This is a genomic window from Psychrobacter halotolerans (assembly GCF_039680845.1).
Lineage (GTDB): Bacteria > Pseudomonadota > Gammaproteobacteria > Pseudomonadales > Moraxellaceae > Psychrobacter.
Genome location: NZ_JBDKWD010000003.1, coordinates 417311 through 434569, shown reverse-complemented (window position 1 = coordinate 434569; position 17259 = coordinate 417311). Strand labels below are relative to the sequence as shown.

The window sequence follows — 17259 nt, the reverse complement described above, 5'->3', positions numbered from 1 at the left end:
GAAATGGCTTGGATAAGAGTTTTTATCAATTATTTACCAATAAAAGTATAGAGTTTATTGAAATATTGTCAAGTCTAGAGCTTGATAATGAAAAATGTACTATCAAATATTAAAACTAGGCTGACAAATTGAACTGAAAAATATATTTTTAAAGTCAATTTGTTAACTGGGAAGAGCATTCCATCAAAGCGTATCCTTAATTTAATTAATAGTCATATAAAGGGATGAAATTTTCCTCACAACGTCAAATAGCACAGCAATATCTTGATAATATTCTCACTATTTTTCTTGATTAATACTGATCTATCTATCTTTTGCTTTTGTCTCCTCCTTTTTCAAACACCCTCTAAGAGCATGAGAATTAAGTTAAAATATTAAGGCTTATAATTTAAATAAGAATAATTATCATTAGTATTTGTATTTACTAAATAATGTTGCTAAAGTGTGCATACTTTATTGCCGAATCGTTAACTACTTTTCGGTTTGTTTTTTTTGAGATGTGATTTGCATCAATATCTTAACCAGTCAGATTGATAAAGCCCATTGATACCACGGCTTTGCAAAGTCGAAACATTAGGGTTCAAAGCCATATAACGCTTTTTTTATCACAAAAACTGAAAGGTATTGATGACACTAAGTGCTTTTAGGATTGCTATTTATGCCAACGTTACCAACCCCTTCTACTTATAAAAAAACCGTATATGCTCAACAACAGCAACGTTTAATGACCAGTAAAGCGCTGCTTAGCCTAGCAATTGCCTCTATTCTTAGTACAACTGCCGTTGCCGCTGAGAATAATCTGACTCAAAATGTTGATCAACAAAGTGTTGACCAGCAAGACATCGATCAACAAGGCATCAATCAACAAGAAAGCATCGAACAAGACGCGCTACCAAGTACCACGCTAGATACCATTGTTGTACGCGCGGCAAGAGACGAGCTGACACAAGCGCCTGGTCTGTCTATTATTGGCGAAGAGGCGATCGAAAAAGCGTCACTATCGAATGACATCTCAGAAATCGTTCGTAAAATGCCGGGTGTCAATCTGGCAGGAACGTCTACCTCCGGTCAGCGTGGCAATCAACGTCAAATCGATCTACGCGGTATGGGCCCCAACAACACACTTATTTTGATTGATGGTCGTCCCGCCACGTCTCGTAATGCGGTGCGCCCCGGCCGCGGCAGCGAGCAAGACACGCGCGGTGACTCGCAATGGGTACCGCCAAGCGCTATTGAACGTATCGAAGTGCTGCGTGGTCCAGCAGCGGCTCGTTATGGTTCTGGTAGTATGGGCGGGGTGGTCAATATCATCACCAAGGCCCCAACCAAAAAAGAGTTCTCAGTGACGGGCCACTATGAGATGCCAGAAAATGATCTTGAAGGTAAAAACTGGCGCACCAACATCAATATGGCAGGCCCATTATCGGACAAGCTGTCTTTTCGCACCACATTGGGCTATCACGACAGTGAAGGGGATGACCCTTATATCAATGCAGAAGATGCGGTGATTGTCGATGGTCGTGATGGACCATCTGCTTCTGTGGCGGCAGGTCGCGAAGGGGTCGAAAATATAGACGCACGCCAGCTATTTGAATATGCCATGGATGCGATGAACACCATTGGCTTTGAGGTCAATTACAGCAATCAAAGCAACCGCTGGGCGGGCGACTCACAGTTTCAAACGGTAAACGATGACTTGGTTGATGCGCTCGCCGGTCAAGAAACCAATAAGATGGAGCGTTATGGCGCGGCCTTCACTCATCGCGGTGAGTATGACGATGCTAGTAGCAACAGTTATCTTGAATATACGCGTACCATAAATGAACGTCTCAATGAAGGCACCGCTGGTCGTAACGAAGGGCAAATCTCACAACCGGAAGGTGAGATGGAATATACTCGGACAGAAGCGACCTATGATACATTGAATGCAAAATCTGAATGGGACATCTACTTTGATAAGCACACGCTAACGGCTGGCGCTGAGTTCCGCGGCGAAAGATTGGATAATCCATTGGTGTCTGCCTTGACGTTTGATGAAGGCTTTGACTTCGGTGAGACAGAAGCAGACCCTTCTAAACGCGACTCAGAGACAGATTCTTATCTTATTGGTGCCTATTTAGAAGACAACTACCAAGTGACGCCTGATTGGTATATTACGCCTGGCGTGCGTTTTGACTATCATGATCAAGCCGGTAGCAACTGGTCGCCTAGTGTCAATACCACTTGGAATTTTAGTCCAAACTGGTCAGTGAAAGCAGGTGCCAGCCGTGCATTTAAAGCGCCTTCGCTCTATCAGCTGGATCCAAACTATATTTATTACACCCGTGGTAATGGCTGTCCTTCTAGCGTACCCACAGATCAACGCGGCTGTTATGTTTTAGGCAGTCCTGAGCTGGATCATGAAACCTCTTGGAATAAAGAGCTAACCTTTACTTATCAAGATGACACTGGGCTGAATGCTGGCCTGACTTACTACCATAACGACTATGACAATCGTATTGGCGCTGGCGTAGAACGGGTAGGCGTGGTGGGTGTGGTTGCTGATGGTATCGCCGCTGATCGCTCTGTTTTTCAGTGGGAAAACCAAGGCGATGCAATCATCGAAGGTCTTGAAGGGTTTGTCAAAGTACCTGTCACAGATACCGTCACATGGTCGACCAACCTGACGGGCAATATCCGCTCAGAGCGTAAAGATACAGGGGAGCCATTGTCGCTGATTCCTAAATTTACCATGAACTCAAATGTCGATTGGGACATCACGCCGCGCTGGAACACAGACTTTGGGGTGAGCTACTACGGCACCATCGAAGCACCTGCAGTATCTGTTACCACGGGGGACGCACTAGAAACCGCGCAACTCTCGCGTAAGCCTTATGCCATTGCCAACGTGAGTACACGCTATAATCTAACGGACGATATCACGGTCGGCGCAGGGGTCAAAAACCTGTTTGATAAGCAAATCAAAAGAGAGGGGACGACAACCAATGCGGGTGCACGTACGTTCAATGAACCGGGTCGTTACTATCTGTTCGATGTCAGCGTTGATTTTTAATTTTTATTCAATTTGATAAATAGCGTTATTGCTAAAATACAAAGGTCTGAGTAAGCGCTCAGACCTTTTTTGCTATATTTTTTGATATAAAAACGAGAGTTAGATTTACAAATAGATAAATTAAAAACGCTAGCACCATAACCTCTCAAGCTTAATTGTATCAAAACGGATACAGCGCCATGGCTTGCCTTGACAGTGACCAGAGGCAAGTATATTTTGAAGAGGCTTGTTTTAACAATGTTTACTTCAAAGACGACTGTTTTGAACAAGACTTTCTTAACAACAGGCTCTCTTAAAACAGCTCATAAAAACAACCATGACCTGCTAGCAAACCCTCTATTTAGAATAAAAAATTTCGGGTCACAGGTGTGGATTTTTATAGACAATACTGAAAAATCTAAGGGTAAAAGTAGCCTAAGATGATTGGCAATGCCTATTAAGTACAACCATGCATACATGATAATTATCTACAATATTAATTGTCATTAGACCCAACTACCTATAACAAAAAAGGATTCATCTCATGAGTACAACAGAATACACCTCGATAACCGCCGCCGTCACACGAGAAAAAGAAGGCCCGTTCACACTAGAAGAAGCCAAAATCCGCGACCCCAAAGCAGACGAAGTATTGGTAAAAGTCGTCGCAACGGGTATGTGCCATACCGATATGATCGTCCGAGATCAAGATTACCCTGTGCCACTGCCGCTAGTACTGGGTCATGAAGGCGCGGGCATTGTCGAAAAAGTAGGGCCGTTGGTCAAAGATATCGAAGTTGGCGATCACGTGGTATTGTCTTATGGCTACTGCTCAAAATGTAGCTCGTGCCACTCAGGTCATGAGCCATATTGCCAAGAGTTTTATCCGCGCAACTTTGGTGGTAGCGACATGGAAGGCAACAATGCCATTCAAGATGCGGATGGCAACCCACTGCATGACCATTTCTTTTCGCAGTCTTCATTTGCAACTTATGCGCTCAGCCTTGAGAGCAATACCATTAAAGTATCAAAAGACGCACCGATCGAATTGCTGGGACCACTAGGCTGCGGTATCCAAACAGGCGCGGGTGCCGTAATAAACTCCTTAAAGGTTAAGCCAGGTTCAAGTTTTGTGACCTTTGGTGCAGGCGCAGTAGGCCTCTCAGCGGTACTCGCTGCCCAAGTGGCTGGCGCGACGACCATCATTGCGGTAGACGTCGTACCATCGCGACTTGAGCTTGCCAAAGAGCTTGGCGCGACTCATGTTATCAATAGTAAAGAAGAAGATGCGGTCGAAAAGGTACGTGAAATCACAGGTGGCGGTGCACTATTTGCGTTAGAATCAACGGGTATTCCTGCTGTCTTACGTCAAGGTGTTGACTCACTTGCCACGCTAGGTACTATCGGTGTAGTGGGCGCGCCTGCTTTGGATACTGATGCCAATTTTGATGTCAATGATTTGCTACTGGGCGGCAAATCTATACAAGGTATCGTTGAAGGCGACTCGACCACCAAAATCTTTATCCCGCAGTTGGTCGAGCTGTATTTACAAGGCCGTTTTGCCTTTGATAAGTTGGTCAAATACTATGACTTTAAAGACATCAATCAAGCGGCAAAAGACAGCGAAGATGGCATTACGCTAAAACCCATTATTCGTATCGCCGATAATGCGTAAAAGCTAATTTTATACAGTTAAAAAATTAAACATATTCGTCCGAGGGCATGCCTCTGTTAGAAGTTATTTTTCTAGTAGGAGCATGCCTTTTTTTGAGCCAGTTAAGACTTAATTTCTTAGTCAAATCAAACTGCGGTTGTAGAGCAGAAATAGGAACATAAGATGTTTAAGTGCAGCGTGACTCTTGGCATTATTTTTTTATTTCTAGCAGCTTGTACCGCAAATTTGCAAGAACAAAAAAAAGGCATCATTGTCATCAACAATAACAGCGCTTATCGATTATCTGATGTCAAGATTATCTATGAAAGCGCTAACAGCATGGATATGTTGGGTGGTTTATCTGCACATACAACCTATGAGTATGAAATTCAATATTCAGATTTTGAAGATTCTATTACTATCTATTACACCGACCACGTGCAGCGCCCGCGTTCGATAAACGCTGTTCCTTATGCGGGCAAATACGACAAACAACATTATGTGGTCAATCTGAACTGATTGATAATCATTAAAATTACTTTCGTTTAGTAAGATACAACAGAGGCTTTTACCAAAAGGTAGAGGCCTTTTTTTATTGATGAATAACGATAAAAGGGCTGTGAGCTGTACAGCTTTCCAAAATAAATAAGTATTATTTTCAGAACCCCTGTTTACCTTTATATGCTTTCGTTATAACATAACGCTTTTTTTGAAATGTTATATTATAACGGAATAATTTTATGAGAAAGATTGCTTTAATTGGGGTCTTAGTCGCATTGGCAGGACTGGCATGGTATTTCATCGCAGGCGCAAAACCAGCGACAAATCTAGCAGCTTCAGCGTCTACGCCACTAGGCGCTAACCAGCAAGCATTGATCGTGGTCACGCCTTGGGAGCTCACGTCCATTGATCCAAGTAAATCCGGATTTATTTTCCAGCGCTTGCAACTTGCTGAGACGCTGGTTGATACGGCACAAAATGCCGATTTACAGCCCATGCTGGCACAAAGTTGGTCTGCCAATGACAAAGGCGACGTTTGGACGTTTGTCCTACGCGATGGCGTCAAGTTCCATGATGGATCGATGTTAACCGCGGATGACGTGATAAAAAGTCTGGAGGTTGCGCTAACCAAACCTACCGCTTTGAAGTCGGCGCTTATCTCACAAATTAAGGCGATTGATAGCCAAACGGTTGAGATTGCCTTAGAAAAACCATTGATGTCGTTCCCTGCCTACCTTGCGCATGCCACCAGTATTATTTTGGCCAAATCCTCATTTGACGATAACAATGAAGTAAAGGAGCTGATTGGGACAGGCCCGTATTACGCGACCAAAATCGAGCCACCCCAAAAAATCGAGCAAAAAGCATTTGCGGACTACTGGGGCGAAAAAGCCAAGATTCAAGACGTCACGTATCTCGCCAATAGCCGTAGCGAAACCCGCACCTTATTGGCGCAAAGTAAGCCAAACTATCTCGTCTTTACTCTCGATTCCGCGAGCCTTTCGCGCTTGCAACAAGATCCCAATATGCAAGTCAAATCAAAATCGCTGGCACGTACCATTCAGTACAAAGTCGATGCCAAAAACCCATTGTTCAGTGATGTTAACGTTCGCCAAGCACTTAGTGATGCGATTGACAGACAAGCCATTGCTGAGTCGGTGATGCGTGCAGACAATGCTGTGGCTGAGCAGATATTGCCGCCCGTCTTTAAAGATTGGCAAATCAAAACCACCACACAAGCGCCTGATCCGCAAGCCATCAAACAGCGTCTTTTAAGCTTGGGCTTTACAGAAGATGCTAATGGCATGCTACAAAAAAATGGCAAGCCATTTACATTCGTTTTACGCACGTTTTCAGACCGTCCAGAGCTGCCTATTATTGCGACGGCGCTACAAGCCCAGTGGAAAAAAATCGGGGTGGATGTGGATGTATCGGTCGGTAATTTTTCAGATATTGCGGCCGGTCATCAAGATGGCACGTTAGAGATGGCGCTCTACGCACGTAACTATGGCATGACGCCTGATCCTGTTGGTTCCCTCATCGAAGACTTTGATCCAAAAGGCAGTGATTGGGGCGTCATGAATTGGCAAAATTCTGAATTGACCGAAAATTTATTAACGCTTGAAACGACCAAAGGCAATGACATAGCCACCAAACAGCGGGTCTCAGACATTATTTTTGAAGAACGTCCGATTGTACCTGTGGTGTATTACCAACAAAATGCTGCGGCTCACAAGTCATTAAAAGGCTTAGAGATTGACGGTTTAGAACGCAACTTTTATTTGAACAAACTGTCTTGGTAATTAGGGCCTATCTTCAAACCCTAGCTGTTGCCGTAATTCGCTTTATAAATTTGAAAATAGTGACTCATCGTTATGTTTAAGTATATCTTGCAGCGTTTATTACAACTGATCTTTGTCATATGGTCGGTTGGCACATTAACTTTTGTTTTGACTCGCAGCTTGCCAGGGGACATGGCGTATCGTATTGCGGCCAGTCGCTACGGTTATGATCAAACGGACGCGGCGGCGGCGGCAATGGTACGTGCCGAGCTTGGTTTGGATCAGCCGTGGTGGCAAAGCTATTTTGATTGGTTGGTGGATTTGGCACAGTTTAATTTGGGGCATTCACTGGTGAGCGGTGAGGCGGTATGGACTGAGATTGCGCATCAATTTGGCCATACCTTGGCGTTAGCACTTGCTGCACTTGCTGCCTCATTAATTATCGGGCCGCCGTTGGGTTTACTTGCGGCGCAGCGACCTAGTGGCATCTTTGATCGCTTGACCTTGGTGGTGAGTACGGTGCTGCGTTCTGTCCCCGTGTTTATTATTGGTATTGCGTTGATTACGCTGCTTGCTGTACAAGTCAAATGGTTACCCGCCGCCGGATATGGCACGCCGCAGCATTATATTTTGCCCGCGCTGACGCTGGCGATTGGGCTGGCAGCCGTGTCAGTTCGAGTGAGTCGTCACGCGATGGTTCAAGTGCAAACGTCGGAGTATTACCAGTTTGCGCAGTTAAAGGGGCTTAGTAAATGGACGGCGTTTTGTCGACATGGCCTACGCAATGTGGCCATTCCAATTCTAGCTTATCATTCAGTACAGCTGGTTTATTTGGTGGAAGGGGTAGTGATTGTGGAGAGTTTGTTTGCATGGCCGGGCAGTGGTCATGCCTTGGTACATGCGATTGTTGCGCGTGATGTGCCGATGATACAAGGCACTGCGCTCATCATGGGTGGTATGTTTGTGGTACTAAACATGGTGGTGGATCTGATAAGTGGCTTGATTGATCCACGTATTGATCTTGCGCGCTAACTCTCATTACGTTAGCGGTTATCACAAACAAATCTACCTACAAATTAGGAAAGCCTGTGTCATGAATATTTATAACTCATTTGGCAAACTACAACCTGCCCAACGTTTTGGGGGTATTTTACTCCTCTTATTATTAGTCTTCGCCTTCTTGCAGCCCATTTACTATCCGATAGATGCCAATGTCCAAGATTTGGGCGGTATGTTGCAGTCATCGAGTGCCAGTCATTGGTTTGGTACCGACCATTTTGGCCGAGATATGCTGGCAAGGGTCGCTTCTGCCATTCGTCTGTCTTTCTCCTTGATTATATTGTCAGTGGGTTTTGCTTTATTTTTTGGCTTACTCATGGGCGTATTGAGCGGTTATTTTGGTGGCTGGATCGACTTTGTCTGCCGGTTTTTGTGCGACATTGTCATGGCGCTACCAGGGCTACTGTTTGTATTGTTGTTTGCCGCCATCGCGCCCAATAGCTTTTGGTCGTTGTATCTTGGTATCTCATTGGTGTTATGGGTCGAGTTTTTTCGTATGGTGCGCGCCATGACCCAAACCATTGCTAGCAGCCGCGAGATTGAATCCTCACGTCTGATGGGTATGGACTTTTTTTATTGCTTTAAACGCCATTTTTTACCAAAGATTTTACCCGTTGTCGCAACCCTTAGCGCGTTCGCCGCAGGCAATGCGGTATTGGCGCTCGCCACACTGGGATTTATCAATGTAGGCTTACGACCACCCACGGCTGAGCTTGGATTGATGATGACGGAGTTGTTCCCTTATTACTATCAAGCGCCGTTTGTTTTTCTCCAGCCTATTATTGCGGTATTTATATTGGTACTAAGCTTACAACTGATTTCAGGGAAAACAAAATGATAGAACACTCACCAATAACAGAGCCATCAGTAAAAGAGTCGTCGGTAAAAGAAGCGTCAATAAAAAATATCTTGGTACAAACGGATAATTTAGCGGTATTTACTAAGTTGGGTCAAGACTTAGTTGAGCCCATCAGTGTGACGCTGCATAAAGGGCAAAACGTTACCATTTTGGGCGAAACAGGCTCAGGTAAAAGTTTACTTGCTCAAGCCATTATGGGTGCGTTGCCTGATGAATTGGTTGCGCAAGGTGACATCTTGATTGAAAATAAAGCCCTAACTAAGCAGCAGCTATGTGAATATTGGGGCAGACGTATGGCAATGTTGCCGCAAGAGCCAAGCCGTTCGCTCAATCCAACCATGAACGTAATCGATCAGGTGTGGGAAAGCTTATTTTTTGTGGCGAAAAAAGACAACAATACCAGTAAGCAGCTGGCAAAAGACAAAATCGAGCGTTTGGGGTTGGAGAAATCAGCAGAGTATTACCCGCATGAGCTGTCGGGCGGTATGGCTCAACGCGCCTCTTTTGCCATTGCTACTTCAGGCGGTGCCTATATTGTGATTGCAGATGAGCCTACTAAGGGCTTGGATGAAGCCAACAAACAAGCAGTCATCTCGCTGCTAAAAAATGTTGCTAAAGAAGGCGGCACGCTGCTAACGATTACCCACGATATCGATGTCGCCAGATCACTGAGTGGGGGTGCCAATGATCGTATGATGGTCATGAAAAAAGGCAAGCTGTTGGAGCAGGGTAAGGGCGAGCAGGTGCTCAATCAACCCACCTCTGACTATGCCAAACAATTAATCGCCGCCGCACCGCATAATTGGCAGAGTCAAGACAGAAGCATTATTGAAGACAGACATTTACTCAGCGTAAAAGATTTAAGCTTGGCTCGCGGTAAGCGGGTGTTGTTTACAGACTTAAATTTTAGTCTGCAAAAGGCCGAGGTGTTGGGCGTCATTGGCGGCAGTGGTATTGGCAAAAGCTCATTGGGTGACACCTTATGCGGCCTATTAAAACCTGCCAGCGGTACTATTACGTGGCAACAAAAACCAAAGAGCCATCAAGTGTTAAAGCTTTACCAAGATCCACCAGCCGCTTTTGCTCCGCATGTGCCATTACAAACTTTGCTTAATGACGTGATTAAGAAACATCGCTTAGACGACAGTCGCGTGCCTTATTTGTTAGAGCAATTAAAACTCGATGAGCGAATTTTGACTCGTAATGCGTTGAACGTGTCGGGCGGTGAGTTGCAGCGCGTTGCTATCTTACGGGCGTTGTTGTTTAACCCTGTATTGTTATTTGCCGATGAGGTCACGTCCAGGCTCGATCCCATCACGCAAAAGGAAACGCTGGATTTGCTGGTGACGCAGTGCAAAGCGCAAGATTGTACATTGATTATGGTTAGTCACGATCACCACATCATGCGTCATTACTGTCATCAAGTGATTGATTTGGAGACATTAGCTGTATAAAGGGTGCTAAGACCATTCTTTAGATCAACGATATTCTAATAAAAAAGTCCAAAAACGTTGGTTTTTGGACTTTTTTATTAAGGGTATGTTAAGGGGTAGTGCGCTTAATTAATTCAGCGCGTGCTTTGCTTGATAGCGGCTATAGTAATAAATCGCCAAGCCCGGTATATAGAGCAATAATGACAATAACAGATTATCAACGCCTGCCGCATAAATCAGCCAAACGCCGTACACACTTGCGCCCAAACCAATGGCTTTGATATGCCAGCGCTCTGATTGGGCAAATGAGACTTTTACCAAATACGCTCCCACCAAAAAGTAAGGGATAAGAATCATAGAGGTCGAGAGGATGACCAAGGTGTTATAACCTTCACCCGTCAAAAAGATCATTAATAAGCACAGCTGCACGGTCGCACTGGTCAGCATCAGTGAGGCAGTCGGCGTGCCTTGCTCGTTTTGCTTAGTAAAGATACGCGGAAACGCATTGTACTTCGCAGCGGTAAACGGCACTTCTGCTGAGTACAGAATCCAGCTTAAGTAAGATGCCAGTACCGAAACAATCAGCCCGATGCTAATGACCCATTTGCCCACACTACCCGTCATCTGTGCCATGATGCCTGCCATCGAGGGGTTACTTAATGCGGCCACATCCACGCGACTCATGACCCCAAGTGAGAGTAGGGTAATGGCAATATAAAGCACCAGCGCCAAAAGCACACCGATGTAGGTGGCGCGCCCAATATCAGAGCGTTTCTTGGCACGTTGTGATAAAACAATCGCACCTTCTATACCCGTAAACACCCACAAGGTAATAAGCATGGTGTTTTTTACCTGATCCATAAAGGGGGTATTTAAGGTCGCCCCTGTACGATCAGCGTTAAAGGTTTGCATATCAAAGGCATAGTAGGCAAACACAATAAACGCAATCAGTGGTAAGCTTTTGGCCAAGGTGGCAAGCAAGTTAATAAAGGCGGCTTGTTTGACGCCGCGCAGTACCAAATAATGCACCAGCCACAAGATGACAGACTCGCCCGCCAGCGCCAATAAGGTATTGCCTTCACCAAAAATGGTCTGGTCTGGTGTATCCACAAAACTGCCTAAGGCTGCGAACGCCACCACCAAATAACCCACCACGCCAATGGTGGCACATAGCCAATACCCCCATGCCGAAAAGAAGCCGGCCAAATCACCAAATCCTGTCTTGGCATAAGTATAAATGCCGCCGTCCAGTTCGGGCTTGAGACGGGATAGATGCAAAAAGCAGCCAGCGAGAAACAAGATCCCCACGCCTGTGATCACCCATGCAGCAATGATGGCGTTCACACCTGCCACTTCTGCCATGTTTTGCGGCAAGCTAAAAATGCCAGCACCAACCATCGAGCTGAACACGATGGCAGTGAGCATGGTTAGCCCAATCTTTTGTCCATTTTGCATCGTGCTATCTCTGTGTTGTGGAAGTACCTGTAAAGTGCTGGCTTAGTGCCGCGATATGCTCAGGCCCAATGCCGCAGCAGCCGCCAATGAGCGATGCGCCTTGGGTTTGCCATTTTTTTGCCCAGACCAGATAGGCGGGCGGCGTCAAGTCATCACGCACCTCATCAAGTCCATCATTGGCAGTGGCGTCTTTTGGCTGCGGCGGGAAGGCGTTGGCATAAGCGCCAAGCTTAATGTGCGGAGCATCTTTTTGCTGCAATGTGGTTTGCGCCACATCGAGCGCTTGATCGATGACCTCAGGCTGACAGCAGTTAAATAAAATGGCGGCAACATTCAGACCAGCTAAGGTTGCGACCGCTTCTTGCACCGTCTCTCCTGAGCGTAGACGCGGCACATCCAAATGCTCACTGTCCTCCAGCGTAAAAGACACCCAAAGTGGTTTGTTATCCGTGTCTAGCGTGCTCAACAGATCATGAATCGCAACCGATTCTGCGATTAAGCTTTGGGTTTCAGCCAACCAAAAGTCTACGTGCGGGCTGAGACCTTTGATAAGCGGCGTGGCGATATCCTCTACATGATCCGCATCGAACAAGTCAGCACGGTATGAGCCAAATAACGGCGGGATAGAGCCTGCTACCTTGGTGGTTGTACCTTCTAGCGCCACTGCTGCCCGTGCCATTTCTCCAGCTGATGCTGCTAAGTCTTGCGCTTCTTGAGCAAAGCGCTCAGCACCAATATGAAAAGGCACGAGCGCATAGCTGTTGGTGGTGATAACCGCTGCACCGCTTTGGATAAAATCACGGTGTACATCACGGACGATTTCTGGCGCTTCGATCATCGCAAGCGCCGACCACTCAGGCTGGCGAAACGGTGCACCGCGTTTTGCCAATTCTCGCCCCATACCGCCGTCAATAATTGTGATTGAGTCAGTTGACATAACGAACCTCGCTTTATAGTAAATATTTGAGAAGTGATTTTATTTAAAAGGACGAAATACTAGGCGCAATGGCGCATAGATGCAACCATAAGTTTGGCGGTATTGTTCATTTATCGTGTTTATCACTGCATTCGACAGAGAGATATAGTCGATTCTAAATAAAACAGATACGTTATTTTATGGCGCGGAACTAATATAAATTTGATGACCATAAAAGCCAAAGGTTTGACCGTTATCTTGGACCCTACCGAAGTAGATTTAAAAGAAGAAGTGATGAAAATCACGGACAATCGCGGCGTAGATGTAGCATTCGAATGTACCAGTGTCAATGCCGTGCTCGACTTATTGGTTGAGCTGACCAAGCCTGCTGGCGTGGTGGTGATTGTCTCGATTTGGAACCATCCTGCAGAAATCAGCGTTCATAGCGTCGTCGTAAAAGAGTTTAACAATATTTGGCTGGGGGTTTGGAGAGCATGATATTCATATATTGAAAAGAATAAAATACTCAAGCGTTAAAAGAATAGCTGTATCTGTATATGGTGATGAACAAGCTTACTGTAATAGGGTCGCTCAAATGATATATGACAATATTGGACGTGATATCGAAGTCAGTTTTTTCGACTGTCAAAGCAAAGGTTGTTGGAATCAGTCAGTTGCTTAATATGCTGCTATAAGTTATTACAGAGCTATACCTCTTAACAAGGGAGCTGTCCTCGTTATTTTTCTATGGTATTAAAGATTATTCTAGCCAACATTACTACCCAAGCAACGGAAATTGATACATATTGGCAAAAATAAACGTAGCCACAAACACTGTGATGACGCTCAGCCATACCAGTGAGATTTGTCCTTTTGACCATAACACGCCCCAATCGATTTTACCTCTCGCGGTCAGCCATTCCATCATACTAATCGCGATGATCAGCCATAATGTCCCCACCAAAAATCCACCCATCACATCGCTAAGATAATGCTCATTTAATACAATTCTGCTAAGCCCAATCAGTAAACACAGCAAAATAGTGAGCGATAATATCCGCACTTGGCGAATAAAGCTTTGGCTAAAGCGAATCGCCATATAAGCAAGAAATCCATAGAGCGCAATACTGATGGTCGCATGACCGCTGGGAAAAGAGTAGGTGTGTTCCATCAGTAAAATATCGATCGGTCGCGCCCGCTGAAAAATCATCTTGCTCAAAAATGTAAAAGTGGTACTGCCAATGGTTGAGATCAGCAGTCCAATCAAGATATAGGGCTGGCGCACCACCGCGCAGAGAATAGCTGTCAGTAGAATGATGACGCAAGTAATCGGCGTAGAGCCTAAGCTGGTGATAAAAACAAATGCAGGGACGATGGTCGAATCTTGTAGCACGCTCATATGCTGCGACACAAACAGATCGGTGGTCACAATAGAGTCGGCCTCTACGACATCCTCAATCAAGCCTGCAAACAGCGCCAAAATATATATGTTTAAGAATGTCAAAACGGTGAGTATCAGGCCAGAAAAGTGACCACGGGCAAAGCGCTTGGTGATAAAGCCAAATAGCGCTGGGTATTGATGCTGTAGACGTACCATCAGTGGTAGACGTGCGATATGTTCGCGCAGCCAAAGATCGCCGCGAGAGAGCAACGCCAATACGCACTTACCGTAGCGAATCAACAGATACTGTATCAGCCATAACAGTGCCATCGTTAAAATAAGCACCAGTCCCAAGCTGATGAGCTGAGGATGTTGTTCAATGAGCGCAATCATGGATAGCTTATTCCTTTATTGGGACTGATAGGGCACTAAATCGTGTGCTTCTCATCATGCTTACTATAGCGGTTGAATGTTATGATTGAAATTCAAGGCATTTTCACTAGCGCTCAGTCTGAATAATCGGCTGATACTGTAGCAAACCATATACGCATTGCTGTTTGATTTTCTTTTCGGTATGTCGTTATTTGAAAGTTTGACGCCATTTATTACTGTTGTTGAATAATTAGAAAGCGGATATCAGAGCCAAAAATATAAAAAATAGCGTAATAAATAATGATTAAAACTGCTACCTTTGATACTCATCTTCCTCACGTTATTTCCTAAATGATATAAGTAAATAGACAATGACAATATCAATCCAAAAAAACCTAGCCCAACTTGCATTTAGCCTAGTCGTCTCGACCTTCGTACTTTCTGGAAACGCTCAAGCGGCAGACTTTGATAGGTCTGATGAGCGCTTACAGCAGAAAGTCGATGCGCAAGCTGAGCGCTTGATGACGGAATATCAGATTCCCGGTATGGCGTTTGGCATAATCATCGATGGCAAGTCGCATATTTATAGTTATGGCTTGGCCGACACACAGCGCAAGATACCCGTATCAGAGGACACTATCTTTGAGCTGGGATCAGTGAGTAAAACCTTTACGGCAACCCTTGCCAGTTATGTTGAGTTAAATGGCACATTGGCGCTCACTGATACCGCGGACAACTACATTCCTTATCTAAAAAACAGCGCCATTGGCAACACGGCACTCATCAGCCTTGCAACTTATAGTGCGGGTGGATTGCCGCTACAAGTGCCTGAAAATATTAAAAACGAGAAGGAGCTGCTACGCTATTATAAATCTTGGCAGCCTGCCTTTCCTGTCGATACAGCACGCTTGTATTCCAATAGCAGTATCGGACTGTTTGGGCATATCGCAGCACTCAGTATGGATGCCGACTACACAACGCTAATGGAAAGCACTGTATTGCCGTCATTAAAAATGGACAATACGTTTGTGAATGTGCCTGCTGATAAAATGGCAGATTATGCGTTTGGCTACAATAAAGCAGGCGAGCCGATTCGAGTCAATCCCGGCTTGCTGGATGCAGAAGCCTACGGCATCAAATCAACCAGCACCGATATGACGCATTATATGGCGGCGAACATGGGACTGGTGTCATTAGATAAGCCAATGCAGCAAGCACTAGACAATACTCGAAAAGGCCATTATCAAACCAAAAACTTCACACAAGGGCTGGCATGGGAGATGTACCCTTTTCCTACGACGCTAAAGACACTGATTGAAGGCAATTCGACAGAAGTTATTCTAAACCCGCAGCCTATCAAAGCCTATGAGTCACCAACGCCCGTGCTAGAAGACGTTTGGGTCAATAAAACGGGATCGACCAATGGCTTTGGCGCTTATATGGCTTATGTACCTGCCAAAAAAACAGGCATCGTCATTTTGGCAAATAAAAACTACCCCAACACCGAGCGTGTTGAGGCTGCTTATACGATTTTAGAGAGTGCGATGAGTCATTGATTGAGGATTAAGAGCAGCCTTCAACCAAGTAGATGGCATCTGGAATGCCGATATCGATGCTTTCTACTTGACCTTGTAAGGCTCGTTTGGTTTCTACCGTCCAATCGGTTTCAGTAATGGTATTGGCGCTCAGTTTTTGTCCACCTTTTAAGTGGTACTCAATCTGGATGGGTAGGGTGTCGTTGTCATTGTCATTGTCATTGTCTAGCTTGATGTTGTCTGCTGTTAAAGCTTCGCCTACATTTTCGTCATCGATTATGATGAAGTTGACATTTGCAATTAGATTATAATAGTCGCCGCCAACGGCATACTTATCCACGGCATAAGTGAGACTGTCATCATGCGCGTCCATCACTGCTTGTACAGAGTCCCCAACCTTGATATCGGTATAAAAAGGAATGCTTGGATCACGAATGGTGATGAGCGCTACCTTGCCGTCTATAATTTGATAAAGGACGCTGGCGCGTTCGCCGTAGGCTTTATCCATATACTGCTGTTTTGGATCACTGACATAGTAGCATTGGTCATTGTCACTCGCTTGTTTGGTCAAACCCAAGTCCGCTAACCGCTCAGGAGTAACCACTTCTCCAAAGCTTAGTTTTTGATAACCCGATGGACTCACCACTTGATCGTCAGGTAGGGACGTTGCCGCCGTATTTGATTCTTTGTTTGTTGTCATCGCATCAGTCTCAACAGACGCTGATGAATCGCTTGGTACAGACGCTTCTGTGTTTTTATCAATTTGCGCGGCATTATCGTTGTCAGCGGTGGACGAGGACGGCGAGTCGCAGCCTATGAGTAGCTGTACCCCTCCGACGAGGCAGGCAGACATTAATAGCGTTTTTATCTTTTTAGATAGTAAGCGCTGATGAGAATTAAACATGGTCGTACTCCTAAATATAAACGGTCTGTCGCTTATTTAATCTATCGCTTATTTAAATAGCGTCACAACATATTGTAGCGGATATCAATTTTATTTGTGAATGTTCAACACGCCTTAATAGCCAATATAATATTCTGGTTTGGCCGGATAATCTTGGACTTTATTATTGACTTATAACCAATAAATGTTACCCTACTTACCTCTTTGGGGAGTAGCCTGCTTTCGTCCCATCTATACTACGAAAGCGTTCGTATCAACATACTTGGCCACATGCCATGGTGCGAACACCTCTCGGTTGGCGAGACCATAGATATATCCACACTGCAGGTCGAGGGTGTGCGTATGTCGTGGACTCTATACTCGACCTGAGAACCTCAA

The 17259-nt window shown here is 45.1% G+C and carries 13 protein-coding genes, 1 pseudogene and 1 riboswitch; of the genes and pseudogenes, 10 read left to right on the top strand and 4 right to left on the bottom strand.

Going from position 1 to position 17259, the window contains the following annotated elements; translation table 11 throughout:
* Window positions 1-658: 658 nt before the first annotated feature.
* The 7 genes from AAJP47_RS08395 (at window position 659) to AAJP47_RS08365 (ending at window position 10339) form a co-directional block, all read left to right on the top strand.
* On the top strand, window positions 659-3052 hold the full coding sequence (locus AAJP47_RS08395; RefSeq protein WP_346717452.1) for a FepA family TonB-dependent siderophore receptor: 2394 nt from the start codon (window positions 659-661) through the stop codon (window positions 3050-3052).
* A gap of 523 nt (window positions 3053-3575) precedes the next feature.
* A complete protein-coding gene (locus AAJP47_RS08390; protein WP_346717451.1) occupies window positions 3576-4706 on the top strand; it encodes an NAD(P)-dependent alcohol dehydrogenase in 1131 nt (376 codons plus the stop codon).
* A gap of 162 nt (window positions 4707-4868) precedes the next feature.
* Window positions 4869-5204 (top strand): hypothetical protein, encoded by a 336-nt coding sequence (locus AAJP47_RS08385; RefSeq protein ID WP_346717450.1) that lies wholly within the window; start codon window positions 4869-4871, stop codon window positions 5202-5204.
* Window positions 5205-5425: 221 nt separating this feature from the next.
* Window positions 5426-6988 (top strand): ABC transporter substrate-binding protein, encoded by a 1563-nt coding sequence (locus AAJP47_RS08380; RefSeq protein WP_346717449.1) that lies wholly within the window; start codon window positions 5426-5428, stop codon window positions 6986-6988.
* A 72-nt stretch (window positions 6989-7060) separates the two neighbouring features.
* A complete protein-coding gene (locus AAJP47_RS08375) occupies window positions 7061-7999 on the top strand; it encodes an ABC transporter permease (protein ID WP_346717448.1) in 939 nt (312 codons plus the stop codon).
* A 61-nt stretch (window positions 8000-8060) separates the two neighbouring features.
* Window positions 8061-8864, top strand: coding sequence for an ABC transporter permease (locus AAJP47_RS08370; RefSeq protein ID WP_346717447.1), 804 nt, complete (start codon window positions 8061-8063; stop codon window positions 8862-8864).
* The gene (locus AAJP47_RS08365; RefSeq protein WP_346717446.1) at window positions 8861-10339 is read left to right on the top strand and encodes an ABC transporter ATP-binding protein; all 1479 of its coding nucleotides are present in this window, start codon (window positions 8861-8863) and stop codon (window positions 10337-10339) included. The genes AAJP47_RS08370 and AAJP47_RS08365 overlap by 4 nt, the downstream gene beginning before the upstream one ends.
* Window positions 10340-10447: 108 nt before the next feature.
* Here AAJP47_RS08365 and AAJP47_RS08360 read toward each other — a convergent pair whose 3' ends face one another.
* Window positions 10448-11773, bottom strand: coding sequence for a basic amino acid/polyamine antiporter (locus AAJP47_RS08360; RefSeq protein WP_346717445.1), 1326 nt, complete (start codon window positions 11771-11773; stop codon window positions 10448-10450).
* Between the two features lie 4 nt (window positions 11774-11777).
* Window positions 11778-12695 (bottom strand): homocysteine S-methyltransferase family protein, encoded by a 918-nt coding sequence (locus AAJP47_RS08355; RefSeq protein WP_346717471.1) that lies wholly within the window; start codon window positions 12693-12695, stop codon window positions 11778-11780.
* Window positions 12696-12920: 225 nt separating this feature from the next.
* Here AAJP47_RS08355 and AAJP47_RS08350 point away from each other — a divergent pair.
* Window positions 12921-13157, top strand: a pseudogene (locus AAJP47_RS08350) (zinc-binding dehydrogenase); the annotation flags it as partial.
* 40 nt (window positions 13158-13197) lie between these two features.
* On the top strand, window positions 13198-13371 hold the full coding sequence (locus AAJP47_RS13460; protein ID WP_497198702.1) for a DUF4917 family protein: 174 nt from the start codon (window positions 13198-13200) through the stop codon (window positions 13369-13371).
* 96 nt (window positions 13372-13467) lie between these two features.
* Here the strand turns inward: AAJP47_RS13460 and AAJP47_RS08345 are convergent, their stop codons facing one another.
* Window positions 13468-14463, bottom strand: coding sequence for a phosphatase PAP2 family protein (locus AAJP47_RS08345; RefSeq protein WP_346717444.1), 996 nt, complete (start codon window positions 14461-14463; stop codon window positions 13468-13470).
* A gap of 350 nt (window positions 14464-14813) precedes the next feature.
* Between AAJP47_RS08345 and ampC the strand changes: the two genes are divergently transcribed.
* Window positions 14814-15998 carry a class C beta-lactamase gene (ampC, locus tag AAJP47_RS08340; RefSeq protein ID WP_346717443.1) on the top strand — a complete coding sequence of 395 codons (1185 nt, stop codon included), beginning with the start codon at window positions 14814-14816 and terminating at the stop codon, window positions 15996-15998.
* Between the two features lie 7 nt (window positions 15999-16005).
* On the opposite strand, the gene AAJP47_RS08335 is transcribed toward ampC, so the two are convergent.
* A complete protein-coding gene (locus AAJP47_RS08335; protein WP_346717442.1) occupies window positions 16006-16881 on the bottom strand; it encodes a hypothetical protein in 876 nt (291 codons plus the stop codon).
* Between the two features lie 194 nt (window positions 16882-17075).
* Window positions 17076-17252: riboswitch (yybP-ykoY riboswitch) on the top strand.
* Window positions 17253-17259 lie beyond the last annotated feature (7 nt).